This is a genomic window from Aliiruegeria sabulilitoris (genome assembly GCF_001558155.1).
GTDB classification, from domain to species: Bacteria; Pseudomonadota; Alphaproteobacteria; order Rhodobacterales; family Rhodobacteraceae; genus Tropicimonas; species Tropicimonas sabulilitoris.
In genome coordinates, this window is record NZ_LOAS01000022.1 from 1 (window position 1) to 12270 (window position 12270).

Here is a 12270-nt window from a genome sequence, read left to right on the forward strand (position 1 = left end):
ATTTCCTTTCAATATCGGAACATCATGCGTTGCTGCCATCTTCGGCACCATGATCGCCATGTAGCGAAACCCCGCCCCTGAGGCGGGGTTTTGATTCTTGGCCCGATTTTCCACAATGTAGCCAGATTGTAACCAGCCACTTCGATCTCTTCCACTAAGTCTTTGATTTTATGGCGGTCGCTATAGGATTCGAACCTATGACCTTCGCCTTCGGAGGGCGACACTCTATCCAGCTGAGCTAAGCGACCGTGTGCGCGGACCTAGCAACTCGCGCGCAGCTTTGCAAGCGGTTCGAAGCCTCCCGCGGGCAATAGGCAACGCGCGCGACAATTCGATTTGTCCATGCAGAGCAGGCTTGCATTCCTTCGGTGGATCAACTGTGCTGTTGTCACGCAAGGAAAACGACGGATCTCGCTGTGCTTTCCATTTTTCGCGCTGCCTACGCCCTGTTTTTGCTCGTCATTATTGGCGTGAGCTTCCCAGCACCCGCCCAGCAGACGGTCGTCGGTGGCTTGGCCGCGCTCGTTGACGAAGCCGCACCAGATGAACCGCTGCGCGTCGGTGTCGGGGTCAAGATTACCCAGATCACCGGTGTCGACCAGAAAGCCGAGAATTACGGCGTTGTCGCGCGGGTTCGGATGAAGTGGCATGACGATGCGCTTGCCTTCGATGCCGAGGAACTCGGGCGCGCAATCAAATCCCTCTCGGCGGACGCCTTTTCGGTCAAGGCGCGCGAATACGGCGTGCATATCCCCATCGCGACGATCGAGAACCAGCAGAGCCGCAGCTTCGTCAAATCGGCCGTCGTTTCCTGGTTCCCCGACGGCACGGCGGTCTACAACCAGGAAATCATCCTGACCCTCCAGGCCCCGGATTTCGATTTCAAGCGCTTCCCATTCGACAACCAGAATTTCTATTTCCGGATCGTCGCCAATGCCCCCACGAATTTCATTCAATTAGAGCCGCTGGTGGAAGCCAGCGGGATGGGCGGCACGCTTGGCGAAGAGGAATGGGTGGTCACAAACTACTGGACCGAGGTGGACGAAGTCGAAGGTATCTCGGGCTTCACCTCCTCCCGATTCTCGCTCGGTTTCTCGGCCCATCGGCACCTGCTCTACTATTGGGCGCGGATCTTCGTGCCGGTGATCCTGATAATCACCATCGGCTGGGCAAACCTGTTCCTGGAAGAATACCGCCGCCGGATCGATATTGCCTCCGGCAACCTGCTCGCGTTCATTGCCTATAACTTCACCATCTCGGGGGAGTTGCCGCGGTTGGGCTATCTGACGTTTATCGACTCGCTGATGATGGCGGTTTTTGTCATCTCGGTCGCATCGGTCATCTACAACGTGGCGCTGCGGCGGATATCCATGGCCGGACTGGAAGAAAGGGCACGTGCCATCGACTGGCATACGACGCATTGGGGCTATCCAGCGCTCTTCATCGGCACGGTTCTGATCCTGCGGCAGATCTTTTTCCTGGAGAACGCGCTGGTCCAGCTTCTCTAACCTCGGGCTGTCTGGCCCCTTTTCACATTCCCGGAATTCACCCTCCGCGCGCACAGCCCGCCCGCCTCTGGAACTGACCGGGTAAAGGCGGAAAGGCCGTGAACTTCAGGCCCCTCGCCTGCGCGCGACAAGACGGCCTCCCACGGCATGGAAATTGAGATCAAAGCTGATTTCCTGTATAGTCGAGATACGTTTTATTTTCTGTATCGGGGAGTTTTTCGATGATTGGGTACAGGGTAACTGCAAAGGCGGCGAATAATTACGTGCGGGACTATTCCGGCTGGTTCGAGGGCAGCCCGACAGTGGAAAGCAAGGCCAAGGAGATGGCCGCAAAGGCCGTGATGAGCCAGATGGCGAATCTCGCCGCTGGCGGCCCGGTCGGCACCGTGGCCAGTATCCTGTCCATGCCCTTGCAGGCTCTCGGCGCGGGTGTTGGCGCGGTGATCGCGCAGAACCTGCTCAAGATCAACAAGGCCCGGGCCGATATGGGCATGGCGGTCTTCGATATCGAGGTGACCCTGAGCGGTGACGTGCAGCCGGCCAAATACAAGCTGGTGGACTCAAACGACCTGACCGAATTGCCGAAGCTGCTGGCGCTGATCCCGCAGAAGGGCACGACGAACAAGTTCCTCGGCTCGGGCGTGCTGGAGGCCGCCTACATGGCGCATGTGAACTATGCCCGGCATCTCTACAACAAGGGCAACTGGGATGCCTCCAAGCAAACGCAGACAAGCCTGAGCGTCCATATCGACCTCTGAGCGGCGACTGCCGCCCGAAGGCCGCCCTTGAAAGGGGTCAGGCAAAGAGCTCGTGGCAAAGCTCCAGCGCCTCGACGAGACGGTCGACCTCGTCGGTCGTGTTGTACAGCCCGAAAGAGGCCCGGCAGGTCGCGCTAACGCCAAGGTGGTCCATCAGCGGGCCGGCGCAGTGATGCCCCGCGCGCACGGCCACGCCCTTCTTATCGAGCACGGTCGAGATGTCGTGCGGGTGCGCGCCCCCCTGCAGCGTGAAGGAGAAGATCGCGCCCTTGGTCGCGGAAGTACCCTGAACGTTCAGCCAGTTCAGCCCGTCGAACTTCGAACGGGCATAGGCGCACAAGGCGCGCTCATGGGCGGCGACATTCTCCATGCCCAGCCCCATCATGTATTCCAGCGCCACGCCGAGGCCGATCTGCTGAACGATGGCCGGGGTACCGGCTTCGAACTTCATCGGCGGATCGTTGTATTCGATCTCGTCCTTGTGGACATGGCGGATCATGTCGCCACCACCGAGGAAGGGTCGCATCTCGGCCATCCGCTCCTTGCGGATATGGATCGCGCCGGAGCCGGACGGGCCATAGAGCTTGTGGCCGGTGATGGCATAGAAATCGGCACCAATATCCTCGACATCGACCGGGGAATGCACGCAGGCCTGCGAGCCGTCGACCACCACCGGAACGCCCTTTTCGTGCGCGCCTTCCACAATGGTCTTCACATCCACGACCGTGCCCAGCACGTTGGACATATGCGTGATCGCCACCAGCTTGGTCTTCGGTCCGATCGCGTCGATCACCACCTGCGGGTCCAGGTCGCCATTCGCATCGATATCGACCCATTTCAGCACCACGCCCTGCCGCTCGCGCAGGAAGTGCCAGGGAACGATATTGGCATGGTGTTCCATAACCGAGAGCACGATCTCGTCGCCCGCCTCCAGCCGAGGCATGGCCCAGCTATAGGCAATGAGGTTCAGCCCCTCCGTGGAGCCGGAGGTCATGACGATCTCGTCGGGGTCCTTCGCGCCGAGAAACCGCGCCACGATCCCGCGCACGCCCTCGTATCGCTCGGTGGCCAGATTGGAGAGGTAATGCAGGCCCCGGTGCACGTTGGCATATTCCTCGGCATAGCCACGGGTGACCGCGTCGATCACCACCTGCGGCTTCTGCGCGGAGGCGCCATTGTCGAGATAGACAAGCGGCTTGCCGTTCACTTCGCGCGACAGGATCGGGAAATCGCGGCGGACCGTCTGGACGTCATACATCAGGGCGTTACTCCAAAGAACAGCGCGGAAATGAACCCGGTCAGCACCGCGACCAGCACCAACAACGTCAAAAAGGCGATGATGATACCGAAAAAGACGACCATGGCGTTCTCGAACCCGTGCAAGGCGCAGACGAACTGCGTGAGCACGAAGAAATAGAGCACGATCATGGCGATGAGCAGAATGGACAGCACCGCCGGCAGCACGAGCCCGAGGGCCATCCCCGCAACCGCAAGGAAAAGCAGGAAGAACTGGTGCCAGGCAACAAGGGCCAGCGCGCCGTCAAGCGTGCCCTTGCCCCCGAGCCACTGGCCCAGAAAGGTGATCGCATAAACGGTCACGACCGAGCTGATCAGTTGCCCGATCACCACCGGGATCGGGCGGGCATACATTTCCTGCATTGCGACAGAGGCAGGGTCCGTCGGATCGGCTGGCACCGCCAGCACCAGCCCGACCACCAGAACCACCGTCAGCAGCACAGCCGCAACCAGCGCCTCCCACAGATTTCGACGCGGGATATCCAGCGCAAGGATATATTCGGCCGTTCGGCGCGGAGCGCGGATCGTCTCGTAGACAAGTCTGGGAATGCCGGGAAGGGTATTGCTCATGTCGGTGCTTTCAACTTTCCGGGGCCGTTTCGGCCTCGAAGAGCGATATGGACCATAGGGCACAGAACGCAAGCCCTACAAGGAAATCAACGGCCAAGAGCTCGGTTCCCGGCCCGAAACCGGTCTCGACCATGCCCCGCAGCAGCATCAGAGGCGACACGGCCAGCACGGTCCAGAACAGCGCGGCGCGCGCGGCGAGGTTGCTGCCCTTGCCGCCGAAGGGCCGAGCAACCAGGTGAGAAACCGCCGCCAGCAGGTAGAAGAGCAACGGCCAGACGAAGAGCCAGGCGAAAAAGGTGATCCCCAGAAGCGCCTCGCGCGGCGGCGCGTCGGGTGCCGTGATCGGCATGTTCAATAGCCCCGGCACCTGGCCGACGAAGATGATGAGACATCCCGCAAGCAAATAGATCATCACCCGCGCCTCCGGCCGTTCATCGCAGTCCAACGCCTCCAAAAGGCGCCGCATCACTCGACGCGGCGCCCGGTAGGTACGCAGGATCTCTTGCGTGGCCGACAAGGCTTATCCCCGGCGACGCTGCAGCCAGCTTTCGAGCCGGCTCAGCACATCGGCGGCAATCGCCTCGTCCTCGATCTCCTCCAGCGCCTCGGCGACGAACGCGATGACCATCAGGTCGGTCGCGATGTCCTTTGGCACCCCGCGCGAACGCAGGTAGAAGAGCCCTTCCTCGTCGATCGCGCCCGAGGTGGATCCGTGCGAACAGACCACGTCATCTGCATAGATTTCCAGCTCCGGCTTGGCGAGGAACTGGCTGTCATCGTCGAGCAGGAGCGACTGGCTGATCTGGTAGCCATCGGTCTTCTGCGCACCGTCCTTCACCAGGATCTTGCCCTGGAACACGCCCACGGCGCCGTTGCGCAACACCTTCTTGTAGACCTGCCGGCTCTCGCAGTTCTCCGCGTCATGGGTGATGAAGACGGTGTCGTCATGGTGGAAGTCGCCCGTGGCGCCATCGCCGAGCGCGGCGCCGGCCACATGGGCCACGGCGTCATCGCCGGTCAACTCGATCACCGCCTCGTTGCGCGTCAGCGCACCGTTGACCGTCAGCGTGAAGCTCTTGAACACGCTCTCCTTGCCAAGGCGGGCAAAGATATGCGTCGCCGCGCGCCGCTCATGCGCCCGGCCCTGCGTGCGTACATGGTGGAAGGCGCCGCCATCGGCGATCTCCACTTCCATCACCTTGTTGAGCCGCGCCGCCGCCGGACCGTTTTCCAGCAGCGTCAGATCCGCCCCCGCCTCGATCTTCACAACGTGATGGAAGATCGCGTCCGAAGAGGTCGTTTCCTGAAGATAGACTAGGCTGACCGGCTTTTCGGCCTTGCCCGTCACCCGGATCACGACGCCATCGGAGGCATAGGCCGTGTTCAGCGCCGCAAGCGGACGCTCGACCGGCGACTGCCCACGCGTTTCCAGAACGCCATAGAGATCGCGTGCCCAGTGGATATCCTTCGCCCCCGCCTCGGCCAGCGGTTCGATCTCGACACCGGCGAGCGAGAGGTCATCCGAGGCCTCCGCGTCATAGACACCGTCGACGAAAACGATCTTCAACCGGTCGATCTCGCCGAAAACCGTCGGCTCATAGGTCTCGAATGTCGAGGCCTCGATCGCCTGCGGATCCACCAGCGTCTCGGGACGGGTGTATTTCCAATACTCGTCGCGCCGATGCGGCAGGCCCATGGCCTCCACCCGGGCCCGGGCGGCAGCCCGCGCCTCGGAAATCCAGACCCCGCCCTCGGGCGCGCTCATCGCGGCAAGCCGCGCGCCCGTCGCATCCAGTTTCTGTTGCGGCAGCGCCATCTTACGCCTCCTCGTTCAGCAGATGCGCATAGCCCTGCGTCTCGACCTCGAGCGCCAGCTCCGGCCCGCCGGTCTTGATGATCCGGCCATCTGCCATGATATGCACCACGTCCGGTTTGATGTGATCGAGCAGCCGCTGGTAATGCGTGATCACCAGGAAGGAACGGCCTTCATTGCGCAGCGCGTTGACGCCTTCGGAGACCAGCTTCATCGCGTCCACGTCGAGGCCGGAATCGGTCTCGTCGAGAATGCACATCTTCGGCTCCAGCATCGCCATCTGCAGGATCTCGTTGCGCTTCTTCTCACCGCCCGAGAAACCCACATTGACCGGGCGCTTGAGCATGTCGGCATCGATTTTCAGCGTCTTGGCCTTGGCCCGGATCAGCTTGAGGAAATCGCCAGAGGACAGCTCCTCCTCGCCACGCAGCTTGCGCTGTGCATTCACCGCCGTGCGCAGGAAGGTCATGTTGCCAACGCCGGGAATCTCGACCGGGTACTGGAACGCCAGGAAGAGGCCCGCCGCCGCGCGCTCCTCGGGTTCCATCTCCAGAAGGTCCTCGCCGCCCAGCGTGGCCTCGCCTTCGGTCACCGCGTAGCCATCGCGCCCCGAAAGCACATAGCTCAGCGTCGACTTGCCCGAGCCGTTCGGCCCCATGATCGCATGCACCTTGCCCGCTTCCACGGTCAGGTCGACCCCCTTGAGGATCTTCTTGCCCTCTTCTTCAAGTTCAACGTGCAGGTTCTTGATTTCCAGCATTTTCTTACCTCATGCAAAGAAGGCCGCACGCCCAGTGGCGCCGACCCTCGTCATTCCAACCAAACCGATCACGGCCCGCCCCAAGGACGCACCCGCCAGCTCCGGGGCACCGCCCCATATCTTCATCTGTCCAGAAATACCTCCGCCGGAGGCACGATCCAAAGGATCGTCAAGGGGCGACGGACCTATACGTCCGTCGCACTCTCCAACAGTCCCGTCACAGCCGAGAAATCGCCGGAACCGATCTGTGCAACAAGCTCCGGCTGCATCTGCGCGAATACCCAGAACAGCCCCAGCATCAGTCCCACCGACATCAGGAACATCACCCGTTTCTGCCGTGTATCCACCGGACGCGATTTCTTCGAATGAACGCGCATCACCACGCCATCCGGCGTCCAGGTCTTCCCGCTTTCGATCCGCTGCAAACGGTCCAGAAATGCTCGATCTGCCGACATGCCTCTCGCTCCGGGGTTGTTCGCCTCGGTGTCGGAATGCCGGTAAATCGCGGCGATATTTAGACGAAATAAGCACTTAAGCGAGCCTGACCGCCGTGCCGGAAGCCGACACCATCAGCATGTTGTTGATCACCTCGTAGTCGAGATCGACCCCAACAACCGCATCGGCCCCAAGTGCTGCCGCACGTTCCTCCAACTCCCCAAGCGCCGTGGCCCGCGCCTCGCCGAGGCTCTTCTCATAAGCGCCCGACCGGCCGCCCATGATGTCGGTGATCCCGGCAAAGACATCCCGGAACACATTGGCGCCAAGGATGGCTTCGCCCACGACGATGCCGCAATATTCGGTGATCTGGCGCCCCTGGATCGCAGGCGTGGTTGTCACGATCATCACGTTTCCCCTTCCCAGTAATTCAGACCGTCTTCGCGGCGTCCGACAAAGCGCAGATGCGCGTCCTGAAAGTCCGGCCCCGGAGCCACGGCAAAGGCCGAGAATTTCCCGCTATCAGGATACTCGCAGATATCGGGGTCCTGCATGGTAGAAACCGCCACGTAACGCAGCGGGCCCGCGCCGGTATTGATCAGCTGATGCGCCGTTTCCGGCCCGCCCCTTGGCGCGCCACAGACCGAGCCCACCCGCACCGGGAATTCCTGCTCGCCGAAGCGATAGATCCCCTCCCCCTCCAGGATGACGAAAAGCTCGTCATTGCCCAGATGGTTATGGAACGGGAAAGCCCGCTTGCCCGGCGCCACCTCGGTCAGCATCGCGCCAAGACCGCTCAAACCGAGCGCCCTGGCCAGCGGCGAGACCGTGGCGCCGAAGCGTTCCGAGGGCTCCTGCGGACCAACCGGGAAATCTTCCGTCTCGTCGATATGGATGACGGGCCCGCTCATTTCCGATTCTCATGCTCGCGCAGAACCGAGCGGGCAAAGAGAGACCCGCAAAATCCGGAAATCGCCGCGATGATCGCCACGTTCAGCCCCATCAGCGGCGGCAAGACATAGTCCACCCCCACCGCGAATACGGCGCAGAAAACACCCGTCAGGATGGCCGGCAAAAGAAAGGTGCGGATCATCGGCAAATTCTCCCGTGTCGAGGCGACCGCCTCAGCCCACAGAGCCCTCAAGCGAGATCGCCACCAGTTGCTGCGCCTCCAGCGCGAATTCCATCGGAAGCGCCTGGAGCACGTCGCGACAGAAGCCGTTCACCACCAGCGCCACCGCCTCTTCCTCGTCCATGCCGCGGCTGCGGCAGTAGAAAAGCTGGTCGTCATCGACCTTGGACGTGGTCGCCTCGTGTTCGGCACGGCTGGAGTTGTTCTTCACCTCGATATAGGGAACCGTGTGCGCGCCACACTCACTTCCGATCAGAAGGCTGTCACATTGCGTGTAATTGCGTGACTCCTTGGCCTTCGGATGCATCGAGACCAGCCCGCGATAGACGTTCTGCGACTTGCCCGCCGAGATGCCCTTGGAGACGATCCGGCTCTTGGTGTTCTTGCCAAGGTGGATCATCTTGGTGCCGGTATCGGCCTGCTGGTGATTGTTGGTAATGGCGATGGAGTAGAACTCGCCCTGGGCTTCCTCGCCACGCAGGATGCAGGAGGGGTATTTCCAGGTGATCGCCGAGCCGGTTTCCACCTGCGTCCACATCACCTTGGAACGGTCGCCCCGGCAATCGGCGCGCTTGGTGACGAAGTTGTAGATCCCACCCTTGCCGTTCTCGTCGCCGGGGAACCAGTTCTGGACGGTGGAGTATTTCACCTCCGCATCGTCCATGATGACGATCTCGACCACGGCGGCATGAAGCTGGGCCACATCACGCTGCGGCGCGGTGCAGCCTTCGAGATAGCTCACATAGGAACCTTTCTCGGCGATGATCAGCGTGCGCTCGAACTGGCCGGTATTCTCCGCGTTGATGCGGAAATAGGTGCTGAGTTCCATCGGGCAGCGGACGCCCTCGGGCACGTAGACGAAAGAGCCGTCCGAGAAGACCGCCGAGTTCAGCGTAGCAAAGTAGTTGTCGGTCGTCGGCACCACGGAGGCGAGGTATTTCTTCACCAGTTCGGGATGCTCGCGGATCGCCTCGGAGATCGAGCAGAAGATGACGCCGGCCTGGGCCAGCTCCTTCTTGAAAGTCGTGCCGACGGAGACGGAGTCGAACACAGCGTCCACGGCGACCTTGCGGCCCTCCTGCGGGGTCTCGCCCACACCTTCGACACCGGCCAGGATCGCCTGTTCCTTTAGCGGGATGCCGAGCTTGGCATAGGTCTCCAGAAGCTTCGGATCCACGTCGTCGAGCGATTTCGGCTTTTCGATCATCGAAGCCGGTCGGGCGTAGTAATACTGATCCTGGTAGTCGATCGCGGGGATCTTCAGCATCGCCCATTCGGGCATTTCCATCTTCTGCCAGCGGCGGAAGGCATCGAGGCGCCATTCGAGCATCCACTCGGGCTCCTCGTTGCGCTCCGAGATCAGGCGCACGATATCCTCGTTCAGCCCTTTCGGGGCGCGCTCTTCCTCGATCTCGGTTTCCCAGCCGTGCTTGTAGGCGCCCATGTTCCGGACGGTTTCAACCGTCTCCCGGTCCACACCTTCGCGAACTTCCAGTTGCTCTTCGACTACGGTCATCGCAGATCCATTCCTGTCATGGGCAGCAGGTGCTGCCCCGGCGGCTCATCCCGCCCTAGCCTTCATTTTCCGGTACTGACCGCTCCAGCTTTCCGCGAAACGCAGCACCTCGTCTTCCGTCGTACCCGGCCCGATCGACACGCGGATCGCGCAACTCGCAGCCGTCTCGTCATATCCCATCGCGCGCAGCACCCGGCTCGCCCTGACCTTGCCCGAAGAACAGGCCGAACCCGCCGAAATGGCAAAGCCCGCAAGGTCCATCTGCATCACCTGGGTCTCGCCTCGCCAGCCGGGAACCACGATGCAGGAGGTGTTGGGGAGTCTCCGCGCCGATTTCCCGACAAAAATAATCTCTTTTATCGAAGATGCCAGAGCTTTTTCTAGAATGTTTCTAAGTTTCTCGGTTTTTTCCCAGGCGCCAGCCTCCAGATCGCGCTGCGCCGCAGCCGCCGCGGCTGCGAACCCCGCGATTCCAATGAGGTTTTCCGTCCCCGAGCGTCGTCCCATCTCTTGGCCACCCCCAAGGATACGCGACGGAACGTCAAGGCCGCGACGCAAGACCAATGCGCCAATTCCCTTCGGCCCGCCCAGTTTATGGGCAGAGATCAAGGCCATGTCGCAGCCAGACCAGTCAAAGGCGACAGGAATCTTGCCAAAGGCCTGCGTCATGTCGCTGACCGCAAGCCCCTGCGGCAGATCCTGAATCACGCCGGTCTCCGAATTCGCAAGCTGCAACGTCGACCGCTCCGGCGCCGTGACTTGAACGCGGCCGTCTGGCGTCACAGCCAAGCTGTCCTCGACCCAGGCCCCGACCGCGTCATGCTCTACACCGCTGCCGGCAAGACCGCGCCCGGCCAGCGCAAGCGCCGCCGCCTCGGTCGCCCCGGAGGTAAAGACGATATCGGCCGCCTGCGCCCCGAAGGCTTCTGCAATCTGGCCACGTGCGTGCTCGATCAGCCCCTTCGCGGCCCGGCCCTCCGAATGAACGGAAGACGGATTTCCCACGAGCTCCATCGCCTCGACCATCGCCGCTTTCGCATCTGGACGCAGTGGCGCCGTGGCGTTCCAGTCGAGATAGCTCCGTTTCATCCTTGGATCCGATCCAATCTTCTTCTTGGCAAAACACGCTCGCCGAAGGCCGGCAGGGGCGTCCGCGCAGCGGGCGCCCCTGCCCCCACCGCGACGCCGTCAGGCGGCGCAAAACCTCTTAGCTAACATCGTCCTCGACCTGGAACAGCGAAGGAACCGCCGGACAGGGCGCCAGATCATTTGCCACGACGTCCGACAGCCGCGCCTGGTGCAGATAGACATAGACATGGGCCGACAGCCCTTCCCAGAGCCGGTTGTTGAGCGATTGCGCCCGGCTCCCGGACACACCGCCCTTGGCGCCTGCGCCCGTGTGCAACGCACTCACGGTCTCGTCCACGGCGGCCAGCACTTCCGACACCCGGATCAGCTCTGCCGCGCGACCAAGGCGATACCCGCCCCCCGGCCCGCGTACCGATTCCACCAGCCCCGCACGGCGCAGCTTGACAAAAAGCTGTTCGAGATAGGGCAGCGAAATATCCTGTCGCTCTGATATCTCCCCCAGCGTGACCAGCTCGTCATCCGCGGCCAGCGCGAGATCGGTCAACGCCACCATCGCGTAGCGCCCTTTGGTACTGAGTTTCATGGCCCAACCTCCCGCAAAACTTGACGTCACCGGCAGGGAGGCTTAACTGCCTCTCGCTGCATGTATCATCATGACGGCATTCATTGACGATCTAGATTGCCTGACCGAAAGGGTCAACAGCCCCGGCCCAGGCCCGCGACAAGGAAAAAGGCAAACATGCCCGAGGTGATCTTTCCCGGACCCGAAGGGCGGCTTGAGGGCCGCTATCACCCGCAAAAGGAAAAGGACGCCCCCATCGCGATCATCCTGCATCCGCATCCTCAATTCGGCGGCACGATGAACAACAAGGTCGTCTACAACCTGCATTACACGTTCCACAAGATGGGCTTCACCGTCTTGCGGTTCAACTTCCGCGGCGTGGGCCGTAGCCAGGGCGAGTACGATCAGGGCATAGGCGAGCTTTCGGATGCCGCCTCCGCGCTCGACTACCTGCAGTCGATGAATCAGAACGCCAAGCATTGCTGGGTCGCCGGATTCTCCTTCGGCGCCTGGATCGGCATGCAGCTTCTGATGCGTCGCCCCGAGATCACCGGTTTCATCTCCGTCTCGCCGCCGGCGAACATGTATGACTTCTCCTTCCTCGCGCCCTGCCCCTCCTCCGGGCTGGTCATCAACGGCACAGCCGACCGAGTTGCACCGCCCAAGGACACGCAGACGCTGGTCGCCAAGCTGCACGAGCAAAAGGGCATCACCATCACCCACGAGGAGATGGAAGGCGCCGGCCATTTCTTCGAAGAGCCGTATATGCAGCCGATGCTGGACCATGTCGAAACCTACGTCCGCCGCCGGCTGACCGAAAACACGCGCTGA

At 61.8% G+C, this 12270-nt stretch carries 15 protein-coding genes and 1 tRNA gene; 3 read left to right on the top strand and 13 right to left on the bottom strand.

Annotation, left to right across the window (positions count from 1 at the left end):
• Positions 1 to 171 precede the first annotated feature (171 nt).
• Positions 172 to 248 (bottom strand) — tRNA-Arg (locus AX756_RS17195).
• 168 nt (positions 249 to 416) lie between these two features.
• On the opposite strand from AX756_RS17195, the gene AX756_RS17200 reads away from it, so the two are divergent.
• Together AX756_RS17200 and AX756_RS17205 are read left to right on the top strand one after the other, a co-directional pair.
• On the top strand, positions 417 to 1508 hold the full coding sequence (locus tag AX756_RS17200) for a ligand-gated ion channel (RefSeq protein ID WP_068314413.1): 1092 nt from the start codon (positions 417 to 419) through the stop codon (positions 1506 to 1508).
• Positions 1509 to 1729: 221 nt separating this feature from the next.
• Complete coding sequence (locus AX756_RS17205) at positions 1730 to 2266, top strand: hypothetical protein (protein WP_156461543.1); 537 nt, start codon at positions 1730 to 1732, stop codon at positions 2264 to 2266.
• A 37-nt stretch (positions 2267 to 2303) separates the two neighbouring features.
• Here AX756_RS17205 and AX756_RS17210 read toward each other — a convergent pair whose 3' ends face one another.
• From AX756_RS17210 to iscR, 12 genes are all read right to left on the bottom strand, one after another.
• A complete protein-coding gene (locus AX756_RS17210; RefSeq protein WP_068314415.1) occupies positions 2304 to 3524 on the bottom strand; it encodes a cysteine desulfurase in 1221 nt (406 codons plus the stop codon).
• The gene (locus tag AX756_RS17215) at positions 3524 to 4132 is read right to left on the bottom strand and encodes a YIP1 family protein (protein WP_068314416.1); all 609 of its coding nucleotides are present in this window, start codon (positions 4130 to 4132) and stop codon (positions 3524 to 3526) included. Before AX756_RS17215 ends, AX756_RS17210 begins: the two co-directional genes overlap by 1 nt.
• A gap of 10 nt (positions 4133 to 4142) precedes the next feature.
• Positions 4143 to 4649 (bottom strand): YIP1 family protein, encoded by a 507-nt coding sequence (locus AX756_RS17220; RefSeq protein WP_156461544.1) that lies wholly within the window; start codon positions 4647 to 4649, stop codon positions 4143 to 4145.
• 3 nt (positions 4650 to 4652) lie between these two features.
• Positions 4653 to 5948, bottom strand: coding sequence for a SufB/SufD family protein (locus AX756_RS17225; RefSeq protein ID WP_068314421.1), 1296 nt, complete (start codon positions 5946 to 5948; stop codon positions 4653 to 4655).
• Between the two features lies 1 nt (position 5949).
• A complete protein-coding gene (sufC, locus tag AX756_RS17230) occupies positions 5950 to 6705 on the bottom strand; it encodes a Fe-S cluster assembly ATPase SufC (protein WP_068314424.1) in 756 nt (251 codons plus the stop codon).
• A gap of 185 nt (positions 6706 to 6890) precedes the next feature.
• Positions 6891 to 7160, bottom strand: a complete 270-nt coding sequence (locus tag AX756_RS17235; RefSeq protein ID WP_068314427.1) for a hypothetical protein — start codon at positions 7158 to 7160, stop codon at positions 6891 to 6893.
• A 76-nt stretch (positions 7161 to 7236) separates the two neighbouring features.
• The gene (locus AX756_RS17240) at positions 7237 to 7548 is read right to left on the bottom strand and encodes a heavy metal-binding domain-containing protein (RefSeq protein ID WP_068314430.1); all 312 of its coding nucleotides are present in this window, start codon (positions 7546 to 7548) and stop codon (positions 7237 to 7239) included.
• Positions 7548 to 8051, bottom strand: a complete 504-nt coding sequence (locus AX756_RS17245) for a cupin domain-containing protein (protein ID WP_068314433.1) — start codon at positions 8049 to 8051, stop codon at positions 7548 to 7550. Before AX756_RS17245 ends, AX756_RS17240 begins: the two co-directional genes overlap by 1 nt.
• Positions 8048 to 8233: a hypothetical protein gene (locus AX756_RS17250; RefSeq protein WP_068314436.1), complete on the bottom strand. Its 186-nt coding sequence runs from the start codon at positions 8231 to 8233 to the stop codon at positions 8048 to 8050. The genes AX756_RS17245 and AX756_RS17250 overlap by 4 nt, the downstream gene beginning before the upstream one ends.
• Positions 8234 to 8264: 31 nt before the next feature.
• Positions 8265 to 9788 (bottom strand): Fe-S cluster assembly protein SufB, encoded by a 1524-nt coding sequence (gene sufB, locus AX756_RS17255; protein ID WP_068314438.1) that lies wholly within the window; start codon positions 9786 to 9788, stop codon positions 8265 to 8267.
• A gap of 45 nt (positions 9789 to 9833) precedes the next feature.
• Positions 9834 to 10877, bottom strand: coding sequence for a cysteine desulfurase family protein (locus AX756_RS17260; RefSeq protein ID WP_068314441.1), 1044 nt, complete (start codon positions 10875 to 10877; stop codon positions 9834 to 9836).
• A gap of 118 nt (positions 10878 to 10995) precedes the next feature.
• Positions 10996 to 11460: a Fe-S cluster assembly transcriptional regulator IscR gene (iscR, locus tag AX756_RS17265; RefSeq protein ID WP_068314443.1), complete on the bottom strand. Its 465-nt coding sequence runs from the start codon at positions 11458 to 11460 to the stop codon at positions 10996 to 10998.
• A gap of 156 nt (positions 11461 to 11616) precedes the next feature.
• On the opposite strand from iscR, the gene AX756_RS17270 reads away from it, so the two are divergent.
• Complete coding sequence (locus AX756_RS17270) at positions 11617 to 12270, top strand: alpha/beta hydrolase (protein ID WP_068314446.1); 654 nt, start codon at positions 11617 to 11619, stop codon at positions 12268 to 12270.

What these genes read in the sequence shown, in the direction of transcription:
- AX756_RS17205 (WP_156461543.1), top strand. Translation starts at nt 1,730, where the DNA reads ATGATTGGGTACAGGGTAACTGCAAAGGCGGCGAATAATTACGTGCGG.
- iscR (WP_068314443.1), bottom strand. Translation starts at nt 11,460, where the DNA reads ATGAAACTCAGTACCAAAGGGCGCTACGCGATGGTGGCGTTGACCGAT.
- sufB (WP_068314438.1), bottom strand. Translation starts at nt 9,788, where the DNA reads ATGACCGTAGTCGAAGAGCAACTGGAAGTTCGCGAAGGTGTGGACCGG.
- AX756_RS17250 (WP_068314436.1), bottom strand. Translation starts at nt 8,233, where the DNA reads ATGATCCGCACCTTTCTTTTGCCGGCCATCCTGACGGGTGTTTTCTGC.
- sufC (WP_068314424.1), bottom strand. Translation starts at nt 6,705, where the DNA reads ATGCTGGAAATCAAGAACCTGCACGTTGAACTTGAAGAAGAGGGCAAG.
- AX756_RS17260 (WP_068314441.1), bottom strand. Translation starts at nt 10,877, where the DNA reads ATGAAACGGAGCTATCTCGACTGGAACGCCACGGCGCCACTGCGTCCA.
- AX756_RS17215 (WP_068314416.1), bottom strand. Translation starts at nt 4,132, where the DNA reads ATGAGCAATACCCTTCCCGGCATTCCCAGACTTGTCTACGAGACGATC.
- AX756_RS17235 (WP_068314427.1), bottom strand. Translation starts at nt 7,160, where the DNA reads ATGTCGGCAGATCGAGCATTTCTGGACCGTTTGCAGCGGATCGAAAGC.
- AX756_RS17210 (WP_068314415.1), bottom strand. Translation starts at nt 3,524, where the DNA reads ATGTATGACGTCCAGACGGTCCGCCGCGATTTCCCGATCCTGTCGCGC.
- AX756_RS17225 (WP_068314421.1), bottom strand. Translation starts at nt 5,948, where the DNA reads ATGGCGCTGCCGCAACAGAAACTGGATGCGACGGGCGCGCGGCTTGCC.
- AX756_RS17240 (WP_068314430.1), bottom strand. Translation starts at nt 7,548, where the DNA reads ATGATCGTGACAACCACGCCTGCGATCCAGGGGCGCCAGATCACCGAA.
- AX756_RS17270 (WP_068314446.1), top strand. Translation starts at nt 11,617, where the DNA reads ATGCCCGAGGTGATCTTTCCCGGACCCGAAGGGCGGCTTGAGGGCCGC.
- AX756_RS17245 (WP_068314433.1), bottom strand. Translation starts at nt 8,051, where the DNA reads ATGAGCGGGCCCGTCATCCATATCGACGAGACGGAAGATTTCCCGGTT.